This window comes from Ideonella sp. sgz306126 (assembly GCF_056032705.1).
The window spans coordinates 57,645-83,578 of sequence record NZ_JBVYWP010000005.1 but is presented as its reverse complement, the minus strand read 5'-3'; the positions used below and the strand labels follow the sequence as shown (position 1 = coordinate 83,578).

The 25,934-nt window shown below is 66.9% G+C and carries 17 protein-coding genes; 8 read left to right on the top strand and 9 right to left on the bottom strand.

From position 1 onward, the window contains the following. Positions 1-4: 4 nt before the first annotated feature. From folD to AC0N04_RS15485, 3 genes are all read right to left on the bottom strand, one after another. Complete coding sequence (folD, locus tag AC0N04_RS15495; protein ID WP_474283158.1) at positions 5-859, bottom strand: bifunctional methylenetetrahydrofolate dehydrogenase/methenyltetrahydrofolate cyclohydrolase FolD; 855 nt, start codon at positions 857-859, stop codon at positions 5-7. A 97-nt stretch (positions 860-956) separates the two neighbouring features. Then, positions 957-1,580 (bottom strand): response regulator transcription factor, encoded by a 624-nt coding sequence (locus AC0N04_RS15490; protein WP_474283157.1) that lies wholly within the window; start codon positions 1,578-1,580, stop codon positions 957-959. Further along, entirely contained in the window at positions 1,577-4,147 is a 2,571-nt protein-coding gene (locus tag AC0N04_RS15485; protein WP_474283156.1) for a PAS domain S-box protein, read from the bottom strand. The genes AC0N04_RS15490 and AC0N04_RS15485 overlap by 4 nt, the downstream gene beginning before the upstream one ends. Positions 4,148-4,321: 174 nt before the next feature. On the opposite strand from AC0N04_RS15485, the gene aceE reads away from it, so the two are divergent. From aceE to lpdA, 3 genes are read left to right on the top strand one after another with little or no spacing between them, the layout of a single operon-like run. Beyond that, positions 4,322-7,027: a pyruvate dehydrogenase (acetyl-transferring), homodimeric type gene (gene aceE / locus AC0N04_RS15480; RefSeq protein WP_474283155.1), complete on the top strand. Its 2,706-nt coding sequence runs from the start codon at positions 4,322-4,324 to the stop codon at positions 7,025-7,027. 21 nt (positions 7,028-7,048) lie between these two features. Then, a complete protein-coding gene (gene aceF, locus AC0N04_RS15475; protein ID WP_474283154.1) occupies positions 7,049-8,722 on the top strand; it encodes a dihydrolipoyllysine-residue acetyltransferase in 1,674 nt (557 codons plus the stop codon). Positions 8,723-8,732: 10 nt separating this feature from the next. Continuing rightward, positions 8,733-10,556, top strand: coding sequence for a dihydrolipoyl dehydrogenase (gene lpdA, locus AC0N04_RS15470; RefSeq protein ID WP_474283153.1), 1,824 nt, complete (start codon positions 8,733-8,735; stop codon positions 10,554-10,556). 76 nt (positions 10,557-10,632) lie between these two features. Here the strand turns inward: lpdA and AC0N04_RS15465 are convergent, their stop codons facing one another. The 3 genes from AC0N04_RS15465 to AC0N04_RS15455 form a co-directional block, all read right to left on the bottom strand. After that, complete coding sequence (locus AC0N04_RS15465; protein WP_474283152.1) at positions 10,633-11,910, bottom strand: L,D-transpeptidase family protein; 1,278 nt, start codon at positions 11,908-11,910, stop codon at positions 10,633-10,635. A gap of 78 nt (positions 11,911-11,988) precedes the next feature. Then, positions 11,989-13,074 (bottom strand): YybH family protein, encoded by a 1,086-nt coding sequence (locus tag AC0N04_RS15460; protein ID WP_474283151.1) that lies wholly within the window; start codon positions 13,072-13,074, stop codon positions 11,989-11,991. 186 nt (positions 13,075-13,260) lie between these two features. Continuing rightward, on the bottom strand, positions 13,261-15,108 hold the full coding sequence (locus tag AC0N04_RS15455; RefSeq protein ID WP_474283150.1) for a TolC family outer membrane protein: 1,848 nt from the start codon (positions 15,106-15,108) through the stop codon (positions 13,261-13,263). 218 nt (positions 15,109-15,326) lie between these two features. Between AC0N04_RS15455 and AC0N04_RS15450 the strand changes: the two genes are divergently transcribed. Together AC0N04_RS15450 and AC0N04_RS15445 are read left to right on the top strand one after the other, a co-directional pair. After that, on the top strand, positions 15,327-16,007 hold the full coding sequence (locus AC0N04_RS15450; protein ID WP_474283149.1) for a transglutaminase-like cysteine peptidase: 681 nt from the start codon (positions 15,327-15,329) through the stop codon (positions 16,005-16,007). 49 nt (positions 16,008-16,056) lie between these two features. Further along, positions 16,057-17,958, top strand: a complete 1,902-nt coding sequence (locus AC0N04_RS15445; protein WP_474283148.1) for a bifunctional diguanylate cyclase/phosphodiesterase — start codon at positions 16,057-16,059, stop codon at positions 17,956-17,958. Positions 17,959-18,036: 78 nt separating this feature from the next. Here AC0N04_RS15445 and AC0N04_RS15440 read toward each other — a convergent pair whose 3' ends face one another. From AC0N04_RS15440 to AC0N04_RS15430, 3 genes are all read right to left on the bottom strand, one after another. After that, a complete protein-coding gene (locus AC0N04_RS15440; RefSeq protein ID WP_474283308.1) occupies positions 18,037-19,338 on the bottom strand; it encodes an HlyD family type I secretion periplasmic adaptor subunit in 1,302 nt (433 codons plus the stop codon). A 194-nt stretch (positions 19,339-19,532) separates the two neighbouring features. Beyond that, positions 19,533-21,761 (bottom strand): type I secretion system permease/ATPase, encoded by a 2,229-nt coding sequence (locus AC0N04_RS15435; RefSeq protein WP_474283147.1) that lies wholly within the window; start codon positions 21,759-21,761, stop codon positions 19,533-19,535. Between the two features lie 45 nt (positions 21,762-21,806). Further along, entirely contained in the window at positions 21,807-22,352 is a 546-nt protein-coding gene (locus AC0N04_RS15430; RefSeq protein ID WP_474283146.1) for an NUDIX hydrolase, read from the bottom strand. Between the two features lie 104 nt (positions 22,353-22,456). Between AC0N04_RS15430 and maiA the strand changes: the two genes are divergently transcribed. The 3 genes from maiA to phaC all read left to right on the top strand — a co-directional run bounded on the left by maiA (position 22,457) and on the right by phaC (position 25,923). Next, positions 22,457-23,089, top strand: a complete 633-nt coding sequence (gene maiA, locus AC0N04_RS15425) for a maleylacetoacetate isomerase (RefSeq protein WP_474283145.1) — start codon at positions 22,457-22,459, stop codon at positions 23,087-23,089. 55 nt (positions 23,090-23,144) lie between these two features. Beyond that, the gene (gene pgeF / locus AC0N04_RS15420; RefSeq protein ID WP_474283307.1) at positions 23,145-23,861 is read left to right on the top strand and encodes a peptidoglycan editing factor PgeF; all 717 of its coding nucleotides are present in this window, start codon (positions 23,145-23,147) and stop codon (positions 23,859-23,861) included. A gap of 334 nt (positions 23,862-24,195) precedes the next feature. Then, positions 24,196-25,923, top strand: coding sequence for a class I poly(R)-hydroxyalkanoic acid synthase (phaC, locus tag AC0N04_RS15415; protein WP_474283306.1), 1,728 nt, complete (start codon positions 24,196-24,198; stop codon positions 25,921-25,923). The last annotated feature ends 11 nt before the right edge of the window (positions 25,924-25,934 follow it).

Here is a 25,934-nt window from a genome sequence, read left to right as displayed (position 1 = left end):
GCGTTCAGCGGGCCGCGGCGCGCTCGGCGGCCTCGAGGGTGTTGACCAGCAGCATTGTGATGGTCATGGGGCCGACCCCACCCGGCACCGGGGTGATGTAGGACGCCACCTCGGCCACCGCTGCCGTGTCCACGTCGCCGCAGAGCTTGCCGTCGGCGTTGCGGTTGATGCCCACGTCGATCACGATCGCACCGGGCTTGACCATGTCGGCGGTCAGCGTGCCCTGGCGGCCCACCGCGGCCACCACCACGTCGGCCTGGCGGGTGTGATGGGCCAGATCCGGCGTGGCGCTGTGGCAGATGGTGACGGTGGCGTTGGCCTGCAGCAGCAGCAGGGCCATGGGTTTGCCGACGGTGTTGCTGCGGCCGATGACCACCGCATGCTTGCCCTTCAGCGAGACGCCGGTGGAAGCGATCAGTTTCATGCAGCCATAAGGCGTGCAGGGGCGAAAGCCGTCGAGGCCCGCCATCAGTTCGCCGGCCGACAGCACGGAGTAGCCGTCCACGTCCTTGGTGGTATCGATCGCCTCGATCACCTTGTGCGCATCGATGTGCCTGGGCAGCGGCATCTGCACCAGGATGCCGTGAACGGCGGGATCGGCGTTGAGCGCGGCGATCCGGTCCAGCAAGTCGGCCTCGCTCAGGCCGGCATCGTACTTCTCGAACACCGAGCGAACGCCGCTGTCCTCGCAGGCCTTGATCTTGTTGCGCACATAGACCGCAGAGGCCGGGTCCTCGCCGACCAGGATCACGGCCAGGCCGGGTTGCTGGCCGCGGGCGGTCAGGGCCGCCGCGCGGGTGGCCACCTCGGCGCGGAGCTGGCGGGACAGGGCGTTGCCGTCGATGAGTTGGGCGGTCATGGGGGGCGCTTTCGTCGAGTGGTCGGAAGGGGCTTGGGATCCAGAAGTGCCAACGGGGCCCAGGGGCCCCGTTGAGGTGTGCATCGGTGTCGCGGGTTCAGGCCTTTTGCGTGGCGCCCAGCGCGATCTTGAGCAAGTCGGCCACGGTGTTGGCGTTGAGCTTTTCCATGATGTTGGCGCGGTGCGCCTCGACCGTCTTGATGCTGATGCCCAGGTCGTCGGCGATCTGCTTGTTCAGCCGCCCAGCCACGATGCGCTCCAGCACCTGCGCTTCCCGGGTGGTCAGGCGCGAGAGCAGGGCGTACCGGCTGGCCTGTTCCTGGTGCTGGCTGAAGGCGACGCGCGCCTGCTCCAGCATGCGCTCGACCAAGGCCACGAGTTCGGCCTCCTTGAAGGGCTTTTCGATGAAGTCCATCGCGCCCTTCTTCATCGTCGTGACCGCCATCGGCACGTCGCCGTGGCCGGTGATGAACACCACCGGCAAGGGGCTGCGGCGCTCCAGAAGCCGGTCCTGCAGTTCCAGGCCGCTCATGCCGTCCATCCGGATGTCGGCGATCAGGCAGGCCACTTCACGGGGGTCGAACCGCGACAGGAAGGACTCCGACGAGTCGAAGCACTTGACGCGGTAGTCCTTGCCTTCCAGCAGCCACTGGAGGGAATCACGCACGGCCTCGTCGTCGTCGACAACGTAGACGGTGCCTTTCTTCGGGATCAGGCTCATGAGGAAGCAGCGTTGGGGTTGGCCGCGGCGGTCTCTTCCGGTACTTCGGGTATCGGTTGGGGCTCTGCGCGTAGCGTCAGGTCGACGGGCAGGGTGAAGGCGAACCGGCACCCCGTGATGAGGTTGCCATTGTAGAGGTTCTGGGCCCGCATCCTTCCCCGGTGCGATTCGATGATCGAGCGGCACAGCGACAGCCCGATGCCCATGCCATCGGCCTTGGTCGAGAAGAAGGCCTCGTACAGGCGCGAGCTGACTTCGTCGCTCATTCCCGGGCCCATGTCGGTGACGCTGAATTCGATCACCCCGCCTTCCTCGGCGGTGTGCCGCGGAATCACCCGCAGCTCGATGTGTCGGCGCGATGGCGGGAGCCGCGCGTTGTCGATCGCCTCGGCGGCATTCTTGAGCAGGTTCAGCAGCACCTGCTCGATCAGGATCGGGTCGATGTGCAAGGGCGGCAGGCGTTGCGCCACGTAGCTCTGGATCGCGACCTTGCGGCGGCGCAATTCGATGCCCGCCAGTTCCACCGCGTCTTCGACGATGTCCTTGGCGTGCGTCGTCTGGCGCTGCGGCTCGCTGCGCTTCACGAAGGCGCGGATGCGGTGGATGATCTGGCCGGCGCGCTCGGCCTGGCGGGCGGTCTTCTGTAACGCCGTGATCAGGTCGTCGGTCTCGATCGACCCGGCACGCACCCGGCTGACCATGCCGTTGCAGTAGTTGTTGATCGCCGTCAGCGGCTGGTTCAGCTCGTGGGCCACCGACGAGGCCATCTCGCCCATGGTGATCAGGCGGCTGGTGACCTGTGCCTTCTCGGCCTGCTGCTGGGCCAGTTCCTCGACCCGGCGGCGGGAGGTGACGTCGGTCGCGATCAGCATCTGGGCCAGGCGGCCATCGGTCCACTGCAGGTAGCGACTGCGCACGTCGAACCACATCTGGCGCGCTTCGACGTAGACCTCGTGGGGCTGGGCACCCGCCTCGGTCAGCTCTTGCTGAGGCAGGCCCGAGAGGCTGTCGATCGCATCGTCGGCCTCGGGCAGGTAGAGGCTGCCGACCGCGCTGCTGGCCAGCAGGCTGTGGCCGGTCGCGTCGGCGCCGAACCACAGACGGTAGGAGCGGTTGGCGAACAGCAGTTCGTTTTGCTGCACCGACATCACCGAGACCGCGGCGTCCAGGCCTTCGAGCACGGTGGTGAAGCGCTCGTGCGAGGCGGACAACTGGTCCCGGATGCGCTTGGCCTCGGTGATGTTGGTCATCGACGTCATCCAGCCGGTCTGCTGCCCCTTGGGGTCGATCAGCGGCGAGACGTACATCCGGGCGTCGAAGATCGAGCCGTCCTTGCGCATCACCTTGACCTCGATGCCGCCGGCCGGGCTGCGGCCCAGCAGTTCCTGCTGCAGCAGGCGGGTGTTCTCGTCGATGCGGTCCGATGGCCAGTAGGGGAAGGGCGGGCGGCCGTTGATCAGGTCGGTCTCGGCATAGCCGGTCATCGCGCAGAAGGCCGGGTTGACGTAGGTGACGCGGCCTTCCAGGTCCATCGCACGCATGCCGGTCAGCATCGAGTTTTCCATCGCCCGGCGGAAGTTCGTCTCCTGCACCAGTGCACCCTGGATCTGGGCGCGGCGGCGCACATGGCGCCAGGTGCCCAACAGCATCCATACCGTCAGGATCGACAAGGCCACCACCATCCAGAACAAGGTGTTGCCGATCAGGCCGATCGAGGTGCGGTAGCCGAAGCCGCGCAGTATCAGACCATTGGCCATCGGCGCCAGCGGCACGTCGTACTGCAGCGATGGCGGCGAGCGCTTCTGGCCCGGCATGGTGGTGACGGTGCCGGCGAGCAGCCGGCCATCGGCGTCCAGCACCGCCACGCCGTGACGGCGGCTGACCTCGGCCGGCACGAAATAGCGCACCAGCGCCTCGATCGAGTAGTCGACCAGGATCGCACCGACGAAGCTGCCCTTGTCGATCAACGGCACCTGTACCTGGAACACCGGGGTGCCGCTGGCATCGTTGAATGCGTGGGAATAGACCACCTGGTGGGTGTCCCGGGCGGCCAGGAAGCTGAACTCGGATTCCGAGCTTCGGCCCAGGACCGGCAAGGACGGGTCGGGCTTGTCGGGATCGGCCGTGTCGTCGTTGGCGAAGCTGACCACCTGCTGCAGCGCGTGCACGCCGCGGTGCGAGGTGAGCCAGGCGACCCGCAGCACCTCGTGGCGTTCATGCTCGAAGGCAGCGGCCTGGGCCTGGAAGGCGGCGGTATCGATGTCGCGGGTGACCAGTTCGCGGGCGATGCGGACCAACTGCTCCTGGTTCTCGATCAGGTGCAGCCGGATCTGCTGCTGGGCCACCTCGGTGTCGCGCTGAAGGGATTCGGTGGCGCGGTCGATCTCCTCGCTGCGCAGGTACCAGAACGCGGTGGTGATGGCGGCCAGAAAGAGCAGCACCGAGACCAGCGGTCCGATGGTCGCAAAGCGGTCCTGGCGAGCAGGCGACTGCTGGCGCCACCACCGGCCGAACAGGCGGTGCAAGACGGAAGGGGGGGCGGGGTGGCGCTCGGGTCTGGCGGACATCGGAGCGGATTATCGCGGGCGCGGTGCATGCCGTCCTCCGGCGAGGTGGGTCGATGTCGTTCGATATTATTTCATATCATGAAAAAGATATCCGCCATTTGAAAATTGTCTGACCTTGTGCCACACTGCGCCCCGATTCAGACACAACCAATGGCCAACAACCAGGAGACACCCATGTCCGCCATGCCTGATCAGAAGCCGAGCGCGGCTGCCAACGATGTGGACGCGCAGGAGACCCGCGAGTGGCTTGACGCCCTGTCGGCGGTGATATCGGCCGAGGGGCCCGAGCGTGCCCATTACCTGCTGGAGCAATTGCTGGAGGAGGCGCGCCAGCACAGCGTGGACATGCCGTTCTCGGCCAACACCGGCTACGTCAACACGATCGAGCCGGACCAGGAGGAACGCTGCCCGGGCAACATCGAGATCGAGGAGCGCCTGCGCGCCTACATGCGCTGGAACGCGATGGCCATGGTGGTCAAGGCCAACCGCCATCACCCGGAAGACGGTGGCGACCTGGGCGGCCACATCGGCTCCTTCGCCTCGCTGGCGCACATGTTCGGCGCCGGCTTCAACCATTTCTGGCACGCCGAGAGCGAGGGCCACGGCGGCGACTGCCTCTACATCCAGGGCCACGTGTCGCCCGGCGTCTATGCCCGCGCCTACCTGGAGGGCCGCCTGACCGAGGAGCAGTTGCTGCACTTCCGCCAGGAGGTCGAGGGCAAGGGCTTGTCGAGCTACCCGCACCCCAAGCTGATGCCGGAGTTCTGGCAGTTCCCGACCGTCTCGATGGGCCTGGGCCCCTTGATGGCCATCTACCAGGCGCGCTTCCTGAAGTACCTGCATGCCCGCGGCATCGCCAACACCGAGAACCGCAAGGTCTGGGTCTTCTGCGGCGACGGCGAGATGGACGAGGTCGAGTCGCTGGGCGCGATCGGCCTGGCCGCGCGCGAGAACCTGGACAACCTGATCTTCGTCATCAACTGCAACCTGCAGCGCCTGGACGGCCCGGTGCGCGGCAACGGCAAGATCATCCAGGAACTCGAAGGCGAGTTCCGCGGCGCCGGCTGGAACGTGATCAAGCTGATCTGGGGCAGCAACTGGGATCCGCTGCTGGCGCGCGACAGGGACGGTGCGCTGCGCAAGGTCATGATGGACACGCTGGACGGCGACTACCAGGCCTTCAAGGCGAATGACGGTGCCTACGTCCGCAAGCATTTCTTCGGCAAGGACCCGCGCACCGCCGAGATGGTCGCCAAGATGAGCGACGACGACATCTGGAGCCTCAAGCGCGGCGGTCACGACCCGCAGAAGGTGTACGCGGCCTACCACCGCGCGGTCAACCACAAGGGCCAGCCGACGGTGCTGCTGATCAAGACCGTCAAGGGTTTCGGCATGGGCAAGGCCGGCGAAGGCAAGAACAACGTCCATCAGACCAAGAAGCTGACCGACGAGGACATCAAGATCTTCCGCGACCGTTTCAACATCCCCATTCCCGACAGCGAACTGGCGCGGTTGCCCTTCTACAAGCCGGCCGACGACACGCCGGAAATGAAGTACCTGCACGAGCGTCGTCAGGCGCTGGGCGGCTACCTGCCGCACCGCCGTACGAAGGCCGACGAGAGCTTCACCGTGCCGGCGCTGGAAACCTTCAAGAGCGTGATCGAGCCGACCGCCGAGGGCCGCGAGATCAGCACCACCCAGGCCTATGTGCGCTTCCTGACCCAACTGCTGCGCGACCAAGCGCTGGGCCCGCGCGTCGTGCCCATCCTGGTCGACGAGGCGCGCACCTTCGGCATGGAAGGCCTGTTCCGCCAGGTCGGCATCTACAACCCGGCGGGCCAGCAGTACACCCCGGTCGATAAAGACCAGGTCATGTACTACAAGGAGGACAAGGCTGGCCAGATCCTGCAGGAAGGCATCAACGAGGCCGGCGGCATGGCCAGCTGGATCGCCGCGGCCACGTCGTACAGCACGAGCAACCGGATCATGATTCCGTTCTACGTGTATTACTCGATGTTCGGCTTCCAGCGCATCGGCGATCTGGCTTGGGCCGCCGGTGACATGCAGGCCCGCGGCTTCCTGCTCGGCGGCACCTCGGGCCGCACCACGCTGAATGGTGAAGGCCTGCAGCACGAGGACGGCCACAGCCACATCCTGGCCGGCACGATCCCGAACTGCGTCAGCTACGACCCGACCTTCGCGCACGAGGTGGGCGTGATCATGCAGCACGGCTTGAAGCGCATGGTCGAGAAGCAGGAAAACGTCTTCTACTACCTGACGCTGCTGAACGAGAACTACGCCATGCCGGGCCTGCGCACCGGCACCGAGGACGAGATCATCAAGGGCATGTACTTGCTCGAAGAGGGGGCGAAAAAGACCCCGCGCGTCAACTTGCTGGGTTCGGGCACCATCCTGCGCGAGGCCGTGGCCGCGAGGAAGCTGCTCGAAGAGGACTGGGGCGTGGCCGCGAATGTGTGGAGCTGCCCCAGCTTCAACGAACTGGCCCGCGACGGCGCCGATTGCGAGCGCTGGAACCTGCTGCACCCCACCGAGGCGCCGCGCGTGCCCTTCGTGGCGCAGCAACTGGGCGCGCATGCCGGACCGGTGATCGCCTCCACCGACTACATGAAGAACTATGCCGACCAGATCCGTGCCTACGTGCCCAGGGGTCGCAGCTTCAAGGTGCTGGGCACCGACGGATTCGGCCGCAGCGACTTCCGCAGCAAGCTGCGCGAGCACTTCGAGATCAACCGCCACTACATCGTGGCCGCGGCGCTCAAGGCGCTGTCGGAAGAGGGCAGCGTGCCGGTCGCCAAGGTGGCCGAGGCCATTGCCAAGTACGGCATCAAGGCCAACAAGATCAACCCGCTGCACGCCTGAGCGGACCAGGAGACAGACACCATGGCATTGATTGAAGTGAAGGTTCCCGACATCGGGGACTTCAAGGACGTGGCCATCATCGAACTGCTGGTCAAGCCCGGCGACACGGTGAAGGCCGAGCAAAGCCTGATCACCGTCGAGAGCGACAAGGCCTCGATGGAAATCCCGTCGTCGCACGCCGGCGTGGTCAAGGAACTCAAGGTCGCGCTGGGCGACAAGGTCAGCGAAGGCAGCTTGTTGTTGATGCTGGAGGTGGCGGGGGCGGGGGCACCCGAGGGGGCTGCCTCGACCCCTGCAGCGTCGGCACCCGCTGCCGCCATGCCGGTACCTGTGGCCGCTGCGCCCGTCGCGGCCGCTGTCGCGACGGCCACCGGCCCGATCCAGGTGCTGGTGCCCGATATCGGCGATTTCCACGACGTGGCCGTCATCGAACTGCTGGTCAAGGTGGGCGACACGGTCAAGGCGGAGCAAAGCCTGATCACGGTCGAGAGCGACAAGGCCTCGATGGAAATTCCGTCATCGCACGCGGGTGTGATCAAGGAAATCAAGGTCGCGCTGGGCGACAAGGTCAACCAGGGCACGCCGCTGGTGGTGCTGGAGGGCGCCGCAGGCGGCGCACCGGCTGCTGCGCCGGCTGTCATGGCTGCGGCCGCGCCGGCGCCGGCAACCGCCGCGGCCCCCGTTCCCGCCGCGGCCGCGGCGCCGGTGGCTGTCGCTACCCCGGCTGTGCATCAACCCGGCACGCCGGCGCCAGGCCTGCCGCACGCCTCCCCCAGCATCCGCAAGCTCGCGCGCGAGCTGGGCGTGCCCCTGGCGGAAGTGACCGGTTCCGGCCTGAAGGGGCGTATCACGCAGGACGACGTGCAGGGCTTCGTCAAGGGCGTGCTGGCCGGCAACCTGCAAACGGCTGCGCAAAAGGCCAAGGCTCCCGCAACCGCGCCGGCCGCCGCCGGTGGCGCCTTCCCTGGTCTGCTGGCCTGGCCGCAGGTGGACTTCGCCAAGTTCGGCCCGGTCGAGCGCAAGGACCTCTCGCGCATCAAGAAGATCTCGGGCGCCAACCTGCACCGCAATTGGGTCGTCATCCCGCACGTCACGAATCATGACGATGCCGACATCACCGAGCTCGAAGCTTTGCGCGTCCAGCTGAACAAGGAGAACGAGAAGAGCGGCGTGAAGGTGACCATGCTGGCCTTCATGATCAAGGCCGCGGTGGCGGCGCTGAAGAGGTTCCCGGAGTTCAATGCCAGCCTGGACGGCGACACCCTGGTGCTGAAGAACTACTTCCACATCGGCTTCGCGGCGGACACGCCCAACGGTCTGATGGTGCCGGTCATCAGGGATTGCGACAAGAAGGGCATCCTCCAGATCAGTGCCGAAATGAGCGAGCTGGCCAAGAAGGCCCGCGACGGCAAGCTGGGTCCGGCCGAGATGACGGGAGGCTGCTTCAGCATCTCTTCGCTGGGCGGCATCGGTGGGCGTTACTTCACGCCCATCATCAACGCGCCGGAAGTGGCCATCATGGGCGTGTGCAAGAGCAGCATCGAACCGAAGTGGGATGGCAAGGCCTTCCAGCCGCGGCTGATGCTGCCGCTGTCGCTGAGCTGGGACCACCGGGTGATCGACGGCGCCGCGGCCGCTCGCTTCAACGTTTACTTCGCATCGCTGCTGGCCGACTTCCGTCGGATCGCGCTGTAAGGAGCACGACATGGCAATGATCGAAGTGCAAGTGCCGGACATCGGCGATTTCAAGGACGTGGGCGTGATCGAGTTGCTGGTCAAGCCCGGCGACACCGTGAAGGCGGAGCAAAGCCTGATCACGGTCGAGAGCGACAAGGCGTCGATGGAGATCCCGTCGTCTCATGCGGGCGTGGTCAAGGCGCTCAAGGTCGCGTTGGGCGACAAGGTCAACCAGGGCTCGGTCATCCTGACGCTGGAAGCGGCGGGTGAGGCGGCGGCTCCCGCTCCCGCCGCCGCAGCGCCTGTGGCTCCCGCACCCGCTCCCGCCGCCGCGCCTGAGGCTGCAGTGGCCGGCACGGCCGGCAGCTACCGCGGCGCGGCCGACGTGGAGTGCGACCTGCTGGTGCTGGGCGCCGGCCCTGGCGGCTATTCGGCCGCCTTCCGCGCGGCCGACCTGGGTCTCAAGGTGGTGATCGTCGAGCGCTACGCCACGCTGGGTGGCGTCTGCCTGAACGTGGGCTGCATCCCCTCCAAGGCGCTGCTGCACGTGGCCGCGGTGATGGACGAGGTCCGCCACATGGCCGACCTGGGCGTCGACTTCGGTCAGCCCCAGGTCAACATCGCCAAGCTGCGCGGTCACAAAGAGAACGTCATCGCCAAGCTGACCGGCGGCCTGGCCGCGATGGCCAAGATGCGCAAGGTCACCACGCTGCGCGGCTATGGCGCCTTCGTCGACCCGAACCACGTGCAGGTGGAAGAAACCACCGGCGACGGCCAGGACAAGACGGGCGCCACCCAGGTCGTGAAGTTCAAACACGCGATCATCGCGGCCGGCTCGCAGGCGGTGCGGCTGCCGTTCTTCCCCGACGACGAGCGCATCGTGGACAGCACCGGCGCGTTGGCGCTGGGGGCCGTGCCCAAGCGCATGCTGATCGTGGGCGGCGGCATCATCGGCCTGGAGATGGGTACGGTCTACTCGACGCTGGGCGCGCGTCTGGACGTGGTGGAAATGCTCGACGGCCTGATGCAGGGGGCCGACCGAGACCTCGTGAAGGTCTGGCAGAAGATGAACGCGCACCGTTTCGACAACATCATGTTGAAGACCAGGACGGTGGGCGCGACGGCCATGCCCGAGGGCATCAAGGTCGAGTTCGAGGCGGCCGACGGCAGCCGCAGCGAGCAGACCTACGACCTGGTGCTGCAGGCCGTGGGCCGCACGCCCAACGGCAAGAAGATCGCCGCCGACAAGGCGGGCGTGGCGGTGACCGACCGTGGCTTCATCAACGTGGACGTGCAGATGCGCACCAACGTGCCGCACATCTTCGCCATCGGGGACCTGGTGGGCCAGCCGATGCTGGCGCACAAGGCCGTGCACGAGGCGCATGTGGCGGCCGAGGTGATCGCAGGCACGCTGCAGGGCAACAAGGAACTGGCCTCGGCCGCGTTCAATGCCCGCGTGATCCCCAGCGTGGCCTACACCGATCCCGAGGTGGCCTGGGTGGGCCTGACCGAAGACCAGGCCAAGGCGCAGGGCATCAAGGTGAAGAAGGGCTTGTTCCCCTGGACGGCTTCGGGCCGGGCCATCGCGAATGGCCGCGACGAGGGCTACACCAAGCTGCTGTTCGACGATTCGCCCGAGGCCCATGGCCACGGCCGGATCCTGGGGGGCGGCATCGTGGGAACCCATGCGGGCGACATGATCGGCGAGATCGCGCTGGCCATCGAGATGGGCGCTGACGCGGTGGACATCGGCAAAACCATCCACCCCCACCCCACGCTGGGCGAGAGCATCGGCATGGCGGCGGAAGTCGCGCACGGCAGCTGTACGGACCTTCCGCCGACCAGGCGCTGAACCCGGCCCGACGATCGGTTCCGGCGGACCCCGTGGCGAGAGGCGCTCGAACGACGAGCCTCCCGATGCGGTCGGCTCAGAGCACCTGGCCTTCGGCGACGATGCGCCACTGGGATCCTTGGCGGTCCCAGTACTGGCGCATCACGTGGTCGTGGCGGGGAGACGAAGCCACCTCGCGGAAGGTCACGACCATCTTGCCCTGGTCGTCATGCCAGGTCACCAGGCTCACCTGGTCCAGCTTGACCGGGGGCGTCGCCAGGCGTTCACGGAGCTGGCGTTGTTCGGCCGTGTCAGCGCCGGAACGATCCTCGGCGTAGAAAGCCTCCAAGGTGGTGCGGTCCGCGCGCATCCGCGCCTGCTGCCACTTGGCCAAGGCGTCGTCGAACGACGCAAGCCCCGGCATGGACGGGCGCTGCTGCTGCGGTACCCAGTTGATCCTGCGGGTGATCACCACCGGCGTGCCGCGCAACGGCAATTCGGCCGCCAGCTTGCGCAGATCGTCGTTGGCCATCGCCACGCAGCCGTCGCTGTCGAGCGGCGGCCGCGCATAGGTGTCCGCCGGCACACCGTGCAGCAGAATGCCGCTACCGGTGCGCCCCTTGAACTTGTCGTAGGCATTGGGATAGTTCAGCGGCAAGGCGCCTGCGCCAAAACGGCGCTGCAGGGCATGGGGATCCAGGTGGGTGGTGACGAAGTAGACGCCCAGCGGCGTGCGCTGATCGCCTTCGACCAGCTTGTCGACGCCTTGCTTGCCCACCGAGACGTAGAAATCGTCGATCAGGTGCAAGCCCTGCGGCCCGTTGCGGAACAGGTAGAGACGGGCCCGCGAGGTGTCGACCGCGATGGCGTAGGGTGTGCTGGGCGGCAGAGTGACGAACTCGTCGGGCACTTCGGCATGCGGCGGACGCTCCTGCAAGGCCTGGAGGCGCAGGCGTGCCTCGCTCTTGAGTTCGCCCAGTTCGGTCGCAGCCACGCCGGTGAGCCGACGCTCTGCGGTGCCGAAGCCGGTGAGTTCACCGAAGCGCGCCGACATCAGGTCGGCGTTGACCAGCTGAGCCAATTTGAAGTTCGGCTCGGTCTGCGTCAGGGCCTGCGCGGCCCGAAGCGCGGTGTCGAGCTGGTTGTCGGCAATCAACCGATAAATGGCGATCAATCGCGCTTCCGGGCTGCCAACGAGTGCGTCGGGCGGAACGGCGGTGTCGCCAGGGCTGTCGGCCAAGCGCATGGCCACGCGCGCAACGGCAGAGGGCGGCGCGCCCCGTCCCTCGGTCGACGACCCGTGCGCCGATGGCAACAATGACGACAGGCCGTGTGCCGACAGCAGACCCATCACGGTCATGGCACCGATGGCCATGGCGACCGCGCCGCGACGTCTTGACCGGCGGTTCGGGATCAGCATGGGCGAGGCAGGCGTGTTTCAGGGCACCTCAATTCAACCGCCGATCGATTCCTGGCGAATCAACCACCGGCCACCGGACCGAGCGAATTCAAGCGTCTTGCGGCTGTTGCTGGACAAGGCATCCGACTGATAAGTCTGGCGGAAGTGTGCCACGGCGCGGTCTCCGTTGACCGTGATCTTCAAATCGCTGACCCCGACCCGGATCGATTTCTTGGTGGCGATCCGATCGTGCCGCTCCTTCTGCCATGCCTTGTGCGAACCGGCCTGCCCGGAGAACTCGGCGGTGTAGGCGGCGTAGTAGCTGCTCATGTCACGGCGACTCCAGGCGGAGGCCCAGGACTTGACCGCGCGTTCGACATCTGCGTCGGCCGTCACGACCGGCCTGGTTTCGGCGGCGGGCTTGCCGCTTGCCGAAGGTGCGGGGGGCTTGGTGGCGGCCTGCACCGGTTGATGCTCCACGGCCGCCGGCGTCGGCGCCGGCGACTTGGCCGGCGCCGGCACCGCGGCCGTGGCAGCGGCGGCGACCGAGGTACTGGGGGCTGCCGGCGTTCCGCTGGTCAATTCGCGCAGCAAGGACAGCTTGGGTGGCACGGTGCGGTCGGTCTTGTCGAGCTGCAACGCCTTGGTGTAGGCCTGGCTGGCCAGTTGGGCGTAGACATCGCCCAGGTTCTGGTAGGCCGTGGCGTAGGCGGGATTGGTTCGAATGGCGCGTTCCAGCGCGCCTCGAGCCTTTTCGTAGTCGCCTTGGGCACCGTAGATCACAGCCATGTTGTTGTACGGTGCCGGCATGTCGGGATGGTCTTCCACCAGCTTCTGGAAGACCGCCAGGGCCTCGGATTTCCGATCGAGCATCGACAACGCGACGCCGCGCCGGAATCGCATTTGCGGATCTTTCGGATTGCGGGCCAGCGCCTCGTCGATCAGCTTGAGCGCCTGGGCGTGCTGCCCGTCCTTGATCAGGCGCTGGATTTCCGGAACATCGGCACCCTGGACCGCCGACGAAGGCGTGGGTGCCGACGGCTGCGCCCAGACGCTCGTGGGCAGACCCGCCCCCAGGACAAGGGTGGCGAGCGCCAGACTCAGGGGCAGGGGGCGTGTCAGGTTTCGGAAGGCCGGCATGGTGGGGTTCGGAAAGGCGATTCAGCGGCAGTGGCGTGCGCCGCGCGGACCCAGGCATGGGCCCGTCAGCAGCGGGCAACGAGGCACCCGCCCGATGAGCATGGCCTTGGAGTCTATCCAAAAATGACGCTCAGGCCTGGCCTGGTGCGGAAAACAGCGGCCGCCGTCACGACGGCCGCAGGCCGATCAGCGATTCGTCTCGTTGGCGATCAGCCAGTCCGACCCCACCTTGGTCCAGGTCAGCGTCTTGACCATCTCGTCCGAGAAGTTGGCCGACGTATAGGTCTGACGGAAGGTGGTCTCGACTTCGGTCGGCGACACCGTGCGGGTCTGGATGTCGGACAGCACCACGCGGATGTCGCCCGGTTTGGTGAGGGCGCGCCTGCGATCGGCCATCCAGCGGGCGCGATGGGCCTTCAGCGGCCCGAAGTCCTGGCTGTAGAAGCCGTAGTAGCTCGGCAAGTCCTTGGCCATCCAGGCGGCGGCCCAATCGTGCAGCCGCTGCTCGACGAGCGCGGCCGGCGCGGGCGCGGGCGTCACAGCCGGCGTCGGGGCCGGTGTTGCGGCGGCGTCCGGGACCGGGGTCGGCGCGAGGGTGGGGGTGGGCTTGATCAGGGCCTGGGCGCGAGCGTCCAGATCCGAGAACGTCGCGCCGTCGAGAACGGTCGGCGTCAGCGGGCAATGGCTTGCGCCATCACCGTCTTCAGACCAGTGCTCGGCCTCGGGTGCCAGCGACCGGGCGTCGTCCCGGGCCAGTCCCAGCGCCGCCAGCAGCGTGCCCATGCCGGCGAAGGTACGAACCCTGGCCACCTGCAGATCGGACTCGGCCATCGCATACGCCCGCCTTGCGGTGTAGACCTCGTTCTCGGCGTTGAGCAGATCGAGCAGGCTGCGTTGCCCGATGTCGAACTGCTGGCGGTAGGCGTCGCGCGCCTTCTCGATCGCAGCCACGTTGGCCGCGAGGTAGCCGAGCTGGACGGTCAGCTTGCCGACATCGTTGTAGGCGATGGCCACGGTCTGACGGGTGTCCCGGCAGGCCTTGTCCCGGAGTTCTTTGGCCTCGTTCAGCTGGTTGACGGCCTGACGCTGGCGTGCATCATCCGCCCCACCGTTGAAGAGATTCCAATTCAGCACGATTTGTCCCAGCACGTCGCGCTTCTGGCCGGTGAGTCCGTCCAGGTTATTGCCGGCACCGGCCCTCAGGCGTGCCTCGATGCGGGGCTGATAGGCCCCCTTGCGGCTTTGCGCCTGGGCACGCACCGAGCGCAGGTTCTCGATCGCGCTGGCGATCACCGGGCTGGTGGTCGCCGTCGTCTCCAGTGCCGCAGCGCCACTGGCCGGCAGGGGCTTGAGCAGGGGGTCGCCGGCCACGGCCTGGGATGGAGGCATCTCGCCCACGATGCGGCGATAGCGCTCGATCACGTCGTGCAGATTCGCGCGCTCGGTCACCAGGTTGGACTCGGCCAGCGCCAGGCGCGCACCGGCCTGCTCCAGGTCGACGCCACGAGCCACCCCGGCCTTGACGCGCGACTGGATCTGGTCGTTCGCATAGCGGTGCTGGACGTAGTTGTCCTCCGCCAGGCTCATCAGGCGGCGATACCGCGCCACGTCGTAATAGGCGCGCGCCGCCTCCAGTGCGGTTTGCTCGGTGCTGTCGACAAAATCAAAGTACCGCGCCAGTTTGGCGTGAGTGGCTCGACCTACGTCGTTTTTCGTCGCCCAGCCGTCCCACAACAATTGGGTGGCGGTCAAGGCCACGCCGGTCCGAGGCAAATTCGCATCTTCGGACGGCAGGCGCCCGACGATTCGACTGTTATCGCGACCGACATCGGCCGACAGGTCAAGCCGGGGTTTCATCGCACTGGAGGCCACGTCCACATCATCGATGGAAGCCCGAAACGCATTCAGCTTCGCGGTGACATCCGGATTGGTTTCAATGGCTTTTTGTGCGGCCACGGTGACCGGTGAGGTTTGGGACAGCGCCGAGCAGCAGGCCAGGGTCATCAAACTCAAGCCAATGAGTTTTTTCTTCATCGTGTGTCCTATGGATGGAGCGGATCGGGTACCAAAACGTTTCCAAATGTACACGAGGCCTGCGGAAGGCCCCCCCACGAACTTGGGGGGAGGCCGGCCCTGTCAGGCACGTCGCGGACGATGGCGTGATAAATGTCTCGGTGCCGCGATGGACTGAAATGGGCTCAAGTCGCGTGCAGATCGGCCGATGTTTGCTCGTGATCACCCGACAAGTCCCTATGGCCACCGCGACGCGCAAGCTGGGATGGCTGCTCGCATGGGCGATGTGCGGCGTGCTGTTGCTCAGCCCATGGACGGGTGCAGGCCCTTACGCCTGGGATGCCCGCCGCGTCGTGTCCGTCGCCGCACAACGAGGGCCGCAGACGCTGGCGGCAGCGCAGGCGCTGCAAGCCACCATGTCCCGGGTGGCGGGTCAGCGCGATGCCGTCATGATCCCTGCAATCAATGATTTCTTTAATCAACGAATCGCCTACCGCGAAGATATTGATAACTGGGGTCAGGTCGACTATTGGGCGAGCCCGATGGAAACCCTGGAAAAGGGGGCCGGGGATTGCGAGGATTTTGCGATCGCGAAATACTTCACGCTCGTCGCGCTGGGGATTCCGAATCAACGCCTGCGAATGGTCTATGTCCGCGCGCTGCTGGACGGCGGTGTGATTCAGCCGCACATGGTGCTGGCCTATTATCCGACGCCCGATGCCGACCCCTGGGTGCTGGACAGCCTGGTCCCCGGCCTGCACCTGGCGTCCCAGCGGCCGGACCTGACGCCCGTGTTCAGCTTCAATGCGGAAGGCATCTGGGCAGGCACTTCCGGCGATCGCGTGCACGGCCATCCCGGCGAGCGCCTGACCCGGTGGGGTGAGGTGATGAGGAAAGCGCGCCAGGAAGGCTTCTTTTGAAGCCTTGCAGTGCGGTCGCAACAGGTATAAACGGGCCCATGGAGGACGCATGTCATTGATTCGCCAAGTGTGGTTGCTGCTGTGGCTCACCCTGGCGGTCGCCTTGCTGGGCGCGACGGCAGCCTCCGTGCAGTCGGCGCGCCATTACCTCGAGCTCCAGTTGGCGCTCAAGAACAACGACGTGGCCCAGGCGCTGGCGCTGACGATGTCTCAGCAAAAGGGCGATCTGACGGCGATGGAATTGGCGCTGACCAGCCAGTTCGATACCGGCGCCTATCAGCGTATCGACCTGCTCGGTCCGAACGGCCAGCCGTTGGTGTCGCGCCGGAGCGCGCCCCGGTCCGGCCGTGCTCCCGACTGGTTCGTGCATTGGTTGGCTATCGCGCCGAGTGTCGGCGTGGCCCAGGTCTCCGATGGCTGGAAACAGCTCGGCCGGCTGGAGGTGATGAGCCAGGTCGACTTTGCCGACGACGAATTGTGGCGAGGCACGATGACCACCGTCGGTTGGCTGGCCGCCGTCGGCATGGCGGCGGCCTTGATCGCTGCGATGGGCGTGCGGCGCATCCAGCGTCCCCTGGCGGCGGTGGTGAACCAGGCCACTGCATTGATGGAGCGGCGCTTCGTCACCGTCAGCGAGCCGACTGTTCCAGAGCTGAGAAACGTCACCCGCGCGATGAATGCGATGGTGATGAGGCTCAAGTCGATGTTCGACGAACAGGCCGGGCAGGTCGATCAGCTGCGCCGGCAGGCCCATTGCGACGCGCTGACCGGTGTGTCCAACCGCTCCCATTTCATGGGTCGCCTGAAGGTCTTGCTGGGGAGCGAGGACGGCAGCGCGGCGGGGGCTCTCGTGCTGGTGAGGCTGACGGAGTTGCAGGTGCTCAATCGGCAAGTCGGCCATGCGTCGACCGATCGACTGCTGCAGTCCGCGGCGGCGGCCATTGTCGAATCGGCCGCGCGTACCCGCGGCAGCGAAGTCGGGCGCCTGAACGGATCGGACTTTGCGATGATCCTGCCGGAAGTCGACTCCATGCGCGAGTCTGCGGTCGACGTGGCGGCACGTCTGCGCAACCTCTTGCGCAGCCAGGGCCTGACTTCGGCGGCGGTGGTAGGGGCCGTGCGATGGTGGCATGGTGCACCGATCTCGTCCTTGCTGGCCGCCGCCGACCAGGCCTTGGCGCGTGCCGAGGCGCGGGGGGCGTACGCGGTCGAGCTCGACGACACCGGCGATGGCTTGGTGCTGGGTGAGGATGAGTGGCGGCGGCACCTGGAGGCGGCGTTGTCGGGGCAGCAGTTGAAGCTGGTGGAGTTCGCCATGGCGGATCCGAACGGGGGCGTGGTTCATCTCGAATGCCCGCTGCGCATCCGGTTGGACGGTTCTGGCGACTGGATGCCGGCGGCCCAATGGCTGCCCATGGCGCGCCGTCTGATGCTCACCGCCCGGATCGATCTGGCGGCGGTGCAACTGGCGCTGCAGGCGATCGCGGCCGATGGCGTGCCCCGCGCCGTCAATCTCAGCGCGGGATCCTTGCTCGACGGCGACTTCATGCGGGGCCTGAGGGACTTGCTGACAGCCCACCGGGAGGTGGCTCCCGGCCTGTGGCTGGAAGTCGCCGAGGCCGGCGCCCGGCGCCATTTGTCACTTCTGCGCGAGCTGGCCACGCAGGCCCACGCCTTTGGCGCGCGCGTCGGCCTGGAGCATGTTGGAGACGCCCTCGGGGAGTCCGGCGCGCTGCTGGAGACGGGACTGGACTTCGCGAAGCTGGATGCCAGCCTGACCGAGGGCCTGGCCAGCGATCTGGCGCGGCACCAGCATGTGAGCAGCGGGGTCCGGATGCTCCGCGGCCTGGGCCTGGCGGTCTACGCAGAGGGCGTGTCGTCGCGTGCCGATGCCGACGCGCTGTGGCAATGCGGCGTGGACGGCGTGACGGGGCCGGTCGTGGGCCACTGACGCGAATTGCGCGTCACGGCCGAGACGGTCCTTGGTTGTCGCCAACCCATCCGGCGCACGGGCCGGCGGGCTGCGCGATCAACGTTCCCGCAACGCGTAAGCCTTGGCCCGCAGGATCGGCTTGAGCAGGTACGACAGCACGGTCTTGTGGCCGGTCAGGATGTCGACCTCGGCCGTCATGCCTGGAATCACCGGCAGCTTGGCGCCAAAATTGGGCTGCGTGGTGCGCACCCGGACCACGTAGTACGCGTTGCCCTTCTCGTCGACCACGGTGTCGGGGCTGATGTTTTCCACCTTCGCGTCCAGGCCGCCGTAAATCGAGAAGTCGTAGGCGCTGAACTTCACGGTGGCCGACTGTCCCGGCACGATGAAGGCGATGTCTCTGGGCTGAACCCGGGCTTCGAGCACCAGGGTGTCGTCCAGAGGAACGATCTCGACGATGTCCTTGCCCGGTTGGACGACCCCGCCCACGGTGTTGGCCAGCAGCCGTTGAATGCGTCCCCGCACCGGCGACTTGACCTGGGACTTGTTGACCTTGTCGGTCAACGCGACGGTGCCTTCGTTCAGCGCATTGAGCTTGCCCATGGCTTCGGCCATGTCCTTGCGGGCGTCGTTGCGAAAACTCAGCTCGGTTTCCTGGATCTTGTGCGTCGCCTCGCTGATCGCCGCCTGCACCCGGGCGATCTGGGCCAGCGCCTGGTCGGCATCGCCGCGATTTTTGGTGACGTCGCGCTCCAGCCGGAGAATGTCCACTTGCGACACGGCACCGGTGGCCAGCAGCGGACGGGTCTGGGTCAGTTCTTGCTGCGACAGGTCCAGGCTGCGCAAGGCCTCGCGTCGGCGAGACTGCATTTCGGCGAGTTCCTGCTGGCGCTGCGACAACTGCTGCCGGTTGATCGACACCATCGTGCCGAGCTCGCTCAGTTTGGACTCGTAGAGGCGGCGCTCCTCATCGACGATCTGCTGTTCTTCGGCGTTGCCGGGCTCGGGCGGCTTGAATGCCGAGCCTTCCGCCAGCGCGCGCAGGCGCGCCGTGCGGGCTTCGAGGGCGAATCCCTGGGCTTCGCTTTCGCGCACGCCGGATGTCGCGCGCGTCTCGTCGATCTTCAGCAGCACCTGCCCCGGTTCGACCACCTGGCCTTCGTGGACCAGAATCTCCGAGACCACGCCCCCGTCGAGGGACTGAAGCACCTGCAACTGGCGCGAGGGCACCACCTTGCCTTCGCCCCGGGTGACCTCGTCGACCCGCGCGAAGCCGGCCCAGACCAGCAGGATCACCACCACCGCGGCGGCGATGCGCACGATGCTCTGGGCACGGTGGGTCTGCTGGCGCGACATCACATGCCCGATGGAGCGTTCGAAGGCATCCATGCCCGGCATCTCGTCGCTGGACGAGGTGGGCGAAAACAGCGCTTTCAAGCCGCGCCACAGGCGGGCCATCCACGGGTCGCCGGTCGGCGCCGCAGCCGCTTCGCCGGAGGTCGTCATGCTGACGGTGTAGCGAGTCGAGGTGGCCTCGGCATCGGCCGTCGACGAGTCCGGGGCGGGGGGGCGGGGGGTCATCGAAGCGTCGTTCATGCCGCCCTCGCGATGCGGCCGTTCTGCAGCGCCTCCATGATGCGGTCGCGCGGACCGTCGGCGACGATCTTGCCGCCGTCGACCACGATCACCCGGTTCACCAGCGACAGCAGGGAGGTGCGGTGCGTCACCAGGACGACCGTCTTGTCGTGCCCGAACTCGGCCAGGCGCTGGGTGATCGTCGCCTCGGTGGAGAAGTCCATCGCGCTGGTCGGTTCGTCGAGCAGCAGGACCGGAGTGTTGTGGAGCACGGCTCGCGCCAGGCCGACCGCCTGCCGCTGACCGCCCGACAGCGCCTCGCCGCGTTCGCCCACGTTCATGTCGAAGCCCTCCGGGTGGCGATTGACGAAATCGGCCAGGCAGGCCATCTCGGCGGCGGTCACGATGGACCCATCGTCGGCGAAGGGCAGGCCGAAGGTGATGTTCTCGCGCAGGCTGCCGAAGAACAGCATCACGTCCTGCGACACATAGCCGACGTTGCGCCGCAGGTCGGCCGGGTCCAGCTGGCGCAAATCCACGCCATCGATCAGCACCGAACCATCGGTCGGCTGGTACAGCCCCATCATCAGGCGCTGCAGCGTGGATTTGCCCGAGCCCACCTTGCCGATCAGCGCGACGCGTTCGCCTGGGTTGATCCGCAGGCTGACGTTCTCCAAGGCGCTGTCGTCGCGGCCAGGGTACTTGAACGACACGTTTCTGAACTCGATCTCGCCTTTGAGCTTGGCGCGGTGGATGCTGGCGGTACCCTCCGGCCGCTCGACCGGCTGCTGCATGATCTTCTCGAGGCCTTCCAGGGCGGTGCGGGCGCCCTGGTACTGCATCAGCAGGCCGACGATCTGGCCCGCCGGCGCCAGCGCCCGGCTCGACAGCATCGTGCAGGCGATCAGGCCGCCCATGGTCAACATGCGTTCGCCGATCAGGTAGACCCCGGCCACGACCATCACGACGGTCACCATCTGGACCGCCCAGTTCGTCAGGTAGTTCGTGCCTTGGGAGAGGGCGCGCATCTTCACCGTCGTCTCGGCGAGGAAGACGTTGGTCTTTTCCCAGCGGGCCTGGATCTGGCCCTCGGCGCCCTGGGACTTGATGGTCTCGATGCCGGTCAGGCTCTCGATCAGCGTCGCGTTGCGCATGGCCGAGGCGCGGTAGGTGGTCTCGGCCAGGTGGTGCAGCTTGTCCTGGATGATCCAGCCGGCCAGCACGATGCCCAGGAAGCCCAGGACCACCGGGATCGCGAGCCAAGGCGAGATGAAGACGATCACGACAATGAACAACAGGCCGAAGGGCAGGTCGATCAGCGCCGTGACCGTGGACGATGCGATCAGGTCGCGAACCTGCTCGAAGCCGCGCAGGTTCGACGCAAACGAGCCGACCGACTGCGGCCGGTTCTCGAGCCGCATGCCCAGCACCTTTTCCATCAGGTGGGCGGAGATCTCCACGTCGATGCGGGCACTGGCTTCGTCGACGAAGTGACTGCGCAGCTTGCGCAGGATCAGGTCCGACGCCATCACCACCGCCACCCCGATGGCCAGCACCCACAGGGTCTCGTGGGCGGCGTTCGGCACCACCCGGTCATAGACGTTCATCGTGAACATCGGACTGGCCAGCGCAAAGACGTTGACCAGCGCCGCCGCCAGCAGGATGTCGCGATAGACCTGCCGCTGGGCCAGCAGCGTGGACCAGAACCAGTGGCCCTGGCGGGTCGGGCGGACCTCCGGCGTTCGCGCGTCGTAGCGGAAATGCGGTCGCACGTAGAGCGTCAGGCCGGCACTGCGCTGCGCGAGGTCGTCCGGGCTCAGTGTCACCGCGCCCTGGCCGGTCTCCGGCAACAGCACGCGGGCGTCGCCGGCATCGGTCCAACCGAGCAGGATGCAGGCCTTGCCCTCGTTGAGGATCAGCACCGCCGGCAGCGTGGCCCGGTCGATCGCCTCGGGAGCGCGGCGCTCCAGGTGGCTGTACATGCCGGCACGCGCCGCAGCCCGGTCGGCCAGCGTCAGGGGCAGCCGGCCGGAGACCAGCGGCAGCCCCGAGGACAGCGAGGCCCGCGTCGCGCTGTGGCCGTGCAGCCGGCAGATCTCGACCAGGCAGTCCAGCAGCGGGTCGGGCGTCAGCAAATCCTCGCGCAGACTGGCGGGCGGCAACTGGCGCTGTGCGCTTCGAGCGTCAACGGCCGACACCGTGGCCTGGGGTCTGTTGGCGGGCGTGGGTGGCGGAGTGTCGGGCATGGTGGGGTGTGGGGGCGGGCCGGCAGGGGGCCGCAAGAATGCACTTCAGGCGATATCGACACAATGCATGCCGAACTGACCCTTGCGCCGGTCCGAGAAGAACAGGCGCAGCGTTTCACGCACGGTGCGGAACGCCAGTTCGTCCCACGGGATCTCCGCTTCGGTGAACAGGCGGGCCTCGATGGTTTCGGGTCCCGGCGCGAGATGGGTATCGAGCATGGCGGCGCGGTAGTAGAGATGGAGCTGACCCACCTTCGCCACATTGAGGACCGAGAACAGGCCTTGCAGTTCCACTCGCGCTCCGGATTCCTCGTCGGTCTCGCGCAGCGCGCCTTGCGAACTCGTCTCGTCGAGCTCCATGAAGCCGGCCGGCAGGGTCCACAGGCCGCGGCGCGGCTCGATGTTGCGGCGGCAAAGCAGAACGCGGTCTTGCCACACCGGTACGGTGCCGACGACGTTCAGCGGGTTCTCGTAGTGAATCGTGGCGCAGGCGGTGCAGACGGCGCGGGGCCGGCTGTCGTCCGCGGGGACGACGTAAGCCACCGGGGCCCCGCAATTGCGGCAATGTTTGATCGAACCTGCGGTCACCATGGGGCGGCAGTGTAGCGGCCCGGCATGGCATCATTGACCGCGTGCCGGGGGACCGTGAGAACTCGGTCATCTCTGTCGCCGTTCCGGTGCAGACAGGAGGTTTCTTGGAGCTTTACAACTACTTCCGCTCGTCGGCGTCGTACCGGGTGCGCATCGCGCTGGCCCTGAAGGGCCTGACATACGACTACAAGACCGTGCATTTGCAGCGCAACGAGCAGATGAGCGAGTCTTACACCGCCGTGTCGGCGACGCGGCTGGTGCCCTTGCTCAGGGAGGGCGAGGTGACGGTCCATCAATCGCTGGCGATCATCGAGTACCTGGATGAGCAGCACCCGGAGCCGCCGCTGCTGCCGGGTTCGGCGGCCGAGCGTGCCCGCATCCGGGCCCTGGCGTTGGACATCGCCTGTGAGATCCATCCGCTGAACAACCTGCGCGTGCTGCGTTACCTGTCGCATTCGCTGCAGGTCTCGGAGGACGACAAGAACCGCTGGTACCGCCATTGGGTCGAGACCGGCCTGGAAACGGTCGAGCGCCAGCTGGCGGCGCAACCGTCCCGCTTCTGCCACGGCAACACCCCGACGCTGGCCGATTGTCTGCTCGTGCCGCAGATCTTCAACGCCCGCCGTTTCGAATGTCGACTGGACCATGTGCCGCAGGTGATGCGGGTGTTCGACGCGTGCATGGCGTTGGAGGCCTTCGAGTCGACCCGTCCGGAAAACTGTCCCGATGCGACCTGAGGGTGCCGCTGAGGTCTTGGTGGCGAACGGCCTGCCTGCCGAGGCGGCCGGTCTGATGAGCACGCGGGTCGGGGGGGTCAGCGAGGCGCCGTTCGACGGCCTGAACCTGCGCCCGTCGGTCCTCGGCGGCGGCGGCGCCGACCGGCCGGCCGCGGTGGCGGAGAACCAGCGGCGATTCACCGCCCTGCTGGACGGCGCGGTGCCGGTCTGGCTCGATCAGGTTCATGGCGCACGTGTGGTTCGACTGCGGGCCCGGGATGCCCGACCGGCCGATGGCGCACTGCTGCAGCAGGCCGACGCCAGCATCACCACCGAGCGGGGCGTGGCCTGCACCGTGCTGGTCGCGGACTGCCTGCCGGTCCTGCTGGCCGCGCCGGACGGGCGCGGCGTGGGGGCGGCGCATGCCGGCTGGCGCGGCCTGGCGGGGGGGGTGCTCGACAACACCGTGGCCGCCTTGTGCGACGCCGCCGGGTGCGAGCCCCGCGAACTGGTTGCCTGGCTCGGTGCCTGCATCGGTCCGCGGCACTTCGAGGTGGGCGATGACGTGCGCGATGCGTTTGGTGAAGCCGGCCACCGGCATTTCCAGCCGACCGGCGTGGCCGGCAAATGGTGGGCCGACCTGCCGGCCTTGGCGCGCTGGCGTCTGCGGGCCGCCGGCGTGGAGGCCGCGCAGGGCGGGACCTGGTGCACCTACGGCGAGCCGCTACGGTTCTTCTCGTACCGGCGCGACCGGGTCACCGGCCGCCAGGCCGCCGCCGTGTGGCTCCGCTGACTTGGGCTCGAGCGGGACGTGCGGCTCCGGTGAACGCCGTCGTTGCGCCCGGCGACGCGCTGGCGTTCCCATCAGGTAGAGCACCAGGCTCAGTGGCAAGACGCCATCCATCAGAAGGGTCACCAGCGCGCCCAGCCAGCTGCCGTTGGTTGCGGTGCCTTCCGCAAGAGCCATCAGCACCACGACAAAGATCCAGGCGATGGCGACGATATGCATTTTGTATAGTGAAAAGTGATATCAAGTTGTGGAAATTGAAGTCATCATGAGGTAAGCTTGCTGCCGTACAACAGCGAATGACCGTCCCTGAGGTTGCACGTCGATGCGCCCCGGTCCCATGCGAGGAGACAACGCAGTGAATCAGCAGGGCTTTGCGTCCAAGAGCGAAAGCGGCTCACCGCTCCCGAACAGCGCCGATGCCTTCGGCGCGGCCGTCGGCGGGCTCTTGAAATCGATGTCGGGCCTGAACCTGGCGCCCGATCTGCTCAGCGGCCTGCAGGCCGATTATCTGAAGGAAGCGACGCGGCTGTGGAACGCGTCGCTGACCTCGCCGTCGACCCCGGCGAGCGAACCCGCCCCGGCGCTGAAGGACCGGCGCTTCGCCGCCAAGGACTGGCTCGAGAACCCCGGCTCGGCCTTTGCGACCCAGATGTACCTGCTCAACTCGCGCACGCTGATGCGTCTGGCCGAGTCGGTCGAGGGGGACGCGAAGACGCGGGCCCGCATCCAGTTCGCCGTGCAGCAGTGGATCGACGCGGTCAGCCCCAGCAACTACCTGGCGCTCAATCCCGAGGCCCAGCGCAAGGCGTTGGAAACCCGTGGCGAGAGCATCGTCAAGGGTGCGCAACAGCTGTGGAACGACCTGCAGCAAGGCCATGTCTCGCAGACCGATGAAAGCGTGTTCGAGGTCGGTCGCAATGTCGCGACGACCGAGGGCGCGGTGGTGTTCGAGAACGAGTTCTTCCAGCTCATCGAATACAAGCCGCTGACCGCCCAGGTGCACGAGCGTCCGATGCTGTTCGTGCCGCCCTGCATCAACAAGTACTACATCCTCGACCTGCAGCCCGCCAATTCGCTGATCCGCTACACCGTCGAACAGGGGCACCGCACCTTCGTCGTCAGCTGGCGCAATCCGGACGAGTCGATGGCGTCCAAGACCTGGGACGACTACATCGAGCACGGCGCCATCGCGGCCATCCGGGCGGTGCAAGGCATCACCGGGGCCCGTACGCTCGATACCCTGGGCTTCTGTGTCGGCGGCACGATTCTGTCGACCGCGCTGGCGGTGCTGGCGGCCCGCGGCGAGCAGCCGGCCGCCTCGCTGACCCTGCTGACCACCTTTGTCGATTTCTCGGACACCGGCGTGCTCGACCTCTTCGTCGACGAAGCGATGGTGCAGATGCGCGAGATGACGCTGGGCGACCAGGCGCCGCAGGGCCCCGGGCTGCTGAAGGGGCAGGAATTGGCCACCACCTTCAGCTTCCTGCGCCCGAACGATCTGGTCTGGAACTACGTGGTCGGCAATTACCTGAAGGGTGAGACGCCGCCGCCGTTCGACCTGCTGTACTGGAACGGCGATTCCACCAACCTGCCCGGGCCGATGTACTGCTGGTACCTGCGCAACACCTACCTGGAAGACAAGCTCAAGGTGCCGGGCTGCCTGACCGTCTGCGGTGAGAAAGTCGACCTGGGTGCAATCAAGGCGCCGGTCTATCTGTACGGATCGCGCGAGGACCACATCGTGCCGTGGAAGGGCGCCTACGCATCGACCCGCATCTTCAAGGGCAAGAAGCGCTTCGTGCTGGGCGCATCGGGCCACATTGCCGGTGTCATCAACCCGCCTGCCAGCGGCAAACGCAGCCACTGGATCGGCGACAAGCTGCCGCCCCGGGCCGACGACTGGCTGGTGAGCGCCCAGGAGCATCCGGGCAGCTGGTGGACGGACTGGGCGGACTGGCTGGCGCCCCATGCAGGCAAGCTGATTGCTGCCCCCAGGAAGCCCGGCAGCCCCAAGTACAAGCCGATCGAGCCTGCGCCCGGTCGCTATGTGAAGCAGAAGGCCTGACCGGCCGCAGC